This is a genomic window from Flavobacterium sp., from assembly GCF_027490375.1.
GTDB lineage: Bacteria > Bacteroidota > Bacteroidia > Flavobacteriales > Flavobacteriaceae > Flavobacterium.
In genome coordinates, this window is the sequence record NZ_JAIXYH010000058.1 from 1 (window position 1) to 3,347 (window position 3,347).

General features: G+C 37.1%; 4 protein-coding genes. All 4 read left to right on the forward strand.

All coding sequences use genetic code 11. From position 1 onward, the window contains the following. Nucleotides 1-424 precede the first annotated feature (424 nt). The 4 genes from Q0064_RS07255 to Q0064_RS07270 all read left to right on the forward strand — a co-directional run bounded on the left by Q0064_RS07255 (nt 425) and on the right by Q0064_RS07270 (nt 3,241). A complete protein-coding gene (locus tag Q0064_RS07255) occupies nt 425-1,975 on the forward strand; it encodes a Fic family protein (protein ID WP_298146459.1) in 1,551 nt (516 codons plus the stop codon). A 147-nt stretch (nt 1,976-2,122) separates the two neighbouring features. Further along, the gene (locus tag Q0064_RS07260) at nt 2,123-2,851 is read left to right on the forward strand and encodes a DUF6088 family protein (RefSeq protein WP_298146462.1); all 729 of its coding nucleotides are present in this window, start codon (nt 2,123-2,125) and stop codon (nt 2,849-2,851) included. Further along, entirely contained in the window at nt 2,851-3,069 is a 219-nt protein-coding gene (locus Q0064_RS07265) for a nucleotidyl transferase AbiEii/AbiGii toxin family protein (protein ID WP_298146465.1), read from the forward strand. The genes Q0064_RS07260 and Q0064_RS07265 overlap by 1 nt, the downstream gene beginning before the upstream one ends. Nucleotides 3,070-3,073: 4 nt before the next feature. Beyond that, nucleotides 3,074-3,241, forward strand: coding sequence for a hypothetical protein (locus Q0064_RS07270; RefSeq protein ID WP_298146468.1), 168 nt, complete (start codon nt 3,074-3,076; stop codon nt 3,239-3,241). Nucleotides 3,242-3,347: the final 106 nt, after the last annotated feature.

The window sequence follows — 3,347 nt, forward strand, 5'->3', positions numbered from 1 at the left end:
GGTTTAAAAATTAAAGTCAGAAAATATTTAAATGGTTGATTACAAGGCGCACTTTATTTGGGATACTGTAGTATCGCAAATAAATGCAACGAAGTAAGCGACCGTTTAAATGTTTAGCGACCGCGATTTACACAGATTTTGTGTTAGTCTAAATCTCAATGTATTGTGAAACCGCAATTTGACAAAGATTTTTAATCGAGTTCAGGTTTTACCCTTTTTCGGGCGTTTTGGTTTCCGTTGCAGTCGTTATTGCGGGAACGTGCTAAACGTGTCGATGCAGGAGCGATATTGTAAGTTTTATAACGCGGATTGTACGGGTTGGAACTCCCGCCCGAAAGCAACTTTTCGCGAAAAGCACAAAATAATAAGTGTTTTTCATGTTGCGTAAGTTAATTTCATACATTTGAATAGTTGTTTTTCATAAATGAAATTAAATAATAATCAATATTCACAGAAAATAAGCGTTTTTCATGGCCGGCAAGCTCCCGAAGAAGGAACTTTGGTAGGCTATGGTGCTGTAATAGATCGTCTAAAATTGTCTATGCCCTTGCCTTCCAAGCTGGCATTAATCAGCACAAAAAATCGCCGATATACAAACAGTCATTGGCTGGTTCTTACACCAAGACATGCACCTGAAGATAACTTATATAAACAGCTCGTTTTCGCCTTGAAATACGAAGGCTTAAACCTATTATTCTTCAAAAAGCTGTTTCAAAAAATATCCAAAGAAGAAGTTACAGCCTTAGTTCAAATCGAGCCAACGGGGCAATACAGCCGTAAAATATGGTTTTTGTATGAATGGTTAATGCACAACAAACTCGATATTCCCGATTTAATCCAAGGAAATTTTGTGAATCTGCTAGACGAAGAGATGCAATACGCCGCAGGAACTCCAATTAAATCAAGCAGACACAGAATAAACAATAATCTTCCAGGGACAGTTGATTTTTGCCCTTTAATATTCAAAACCGAGAAATTAGAAAATTTCATAGCAAAGAACAATCCCGATAGCATCAAAACAACAATCAGCGGATTTCGTAAAGATATTTTGCTCAGAACATCGTCTTTTTTGTTACTCAAAGATTCAAAAGCCTCCTTTAGCATTGAAGGAGAAACGCCTACACAAAACAGAGCCATTCGTTGGGGAAAAGCTATTGGCCAAGCGGGAAGTAAACCTTTGAGCCCCGATGAGCTTTGTCGATTACAACAAATTGTAATTGAAAACAGTCGGTTCACCAAAATGGGCTATAGAACCGAAGGTGGGTTCGTAGGCGAACACGATAGAGAAACCGGCGAACCCATCCCAGAACACCTATCTGCAAAAGCGGCTGATGTAGAAACGTTGATCAACGGATTAATCAATTCTGCAAACTACCTCGAATCAACAAATTTTAACCCGGTGCTTGCCGCTGCAAAAATTGCTTTTGGCTTTGTATTCATACACCCTTTTGTTGATGGTAACGGTCGAATTCATCGGTATCTCATTCATCATCTGTTAGCCGCCATGAAATACAGCCCACAAGGAATTGTTTTCCCAGTGTCGGCTGCCATTTTAGAACGAATAGCCGACTACCAACGCGTTCTTGAAGCCTATTCCCATCCGCTGCTCGATTTTATTGAGTGGGAAAAAACAGCAAAGAATAACGTAAAAGTTCTTAACGACACGATCGATTTTTACAGGTATTTCGATGCAACGCCACAAGCTGAATTTTTATTTGAATGTGTGGATACAACCATTCACCAAACTATTCCCGCGGAAATTAACTATCTTCAAAAATACGACCAGATGAAGCAGTGGTTGGATAACCAGTTTCAAATGCCCGACGGTACCGTTGCCCTTCTCATTCGTTTTTTAGAACAAAATCAGGGTACCTTATCTAAACGAGCCAAGGAAAAAGAATTTGCTGCACTTACGCCCGAAGAAATCGCAGATATTGAGGAAAAGTTCAATACTATTTTTGTTGAAAACACTTAGAAATTCACGAATGCTGTAGGTGTTTCTAGTTGGCTTTAAAAAGCGGATTGCGCGGATGTTGAATTTATAATGTTAAATATATTTTGTCAGGTAAAACGCGGAAAAAACTTGACAAAAGTTACAAAGTAATTATCTTTGTTGCGAGATATGAAAGTAGCGGATAAAATAACAGATAAAATAAATCGAATAGATACAGGTGTTGTATTCGGTTATGACACTCTCGGACTAACTTCCGATGAGATTATTGCTGGTGCTAAAGCGTTGAGTAGATTAGTTAGTAAAGGACTTATAAAAAGAGCTAAAAAGGGATGTTTTTATAAACCAAAAGTTTCGGCATTTGGCGAACAAAAACCCAGAGAAGACGTGTTACTTTCACTTTATTTATTTAAAAATAATAATCAAGTTGCCTATGTTACCGGGTTGCGACTGTACAACAAATTGGGTTTAACCACGCAAATTCCAAGCTCTATCCGAGTAGCATCGCTAGAGAAACAAGTCAAAGGTAAAGTAGGTAATGTGCAAATTAAACCTGCTAAAAGTTATGTAAAAGTAACGGCTGCTCTTGTAAAATATTTAGAGCTTTTAGATGTTATGAAAGATTTGAATACTATTCCTGACTTACAAAAAAGTGATGGCCTTGTTTATGTAAAAAAAGCAATTTCTAATTTTGATAATGCCGAGATAAAAAAACTAGTTAGCTGTGGGATTGCTTATCCTCCGAAAGTTAGAGCTTTACTTGGCGCGCTCTTGGAATCAATGAATATTGATACCGTCAATCTTTCTTTATTGAAAAAGTCGATTAATCCTTCCAGTAGTTATAGCTACGGAATTACGCCTAAAATGCTCTCAACGGTTAACTCTTGGAATATAGTTTAATGAATCTGCATTTACACAAAGACAGTTTTGAAGGTGCCCTTGTAGCGGCTGCCGAATATTTTGAAATTCCAGAGATTTTTATTGAAAAAGATTACTGGGTAACTTATGCTTTGCACCAGCTTTTTCATTCTGAGGTAAAAGATTTGATTGTTTTTAAAGGCGGAACCTCTTTGTCTAAATGCTATAACGTTATAATAACGATTTTCGGAAGATATTGATATAGTGGTGGTAAAAAATAAGAACGACACTGGAAACGATCTCAAAAGAAAATTGAAAGATGTTACTGCCGTAATTGACAACTCAATTCTTGATGTGGTTCCCAATCATCCTTTTACCAATAAAAAAGGTGGTTTGAGAAAAATTGTGTATTCCTATCCTAAAGTAACGTGAGTTCGATATAACTACAATGGTAAATACAGTTGTTTTGTGTCAACGAAGTTCATCTTTAGGGAAGGTTTTTTGTCGTTGAAATTATAGGCAATCAATGCAGCGAATA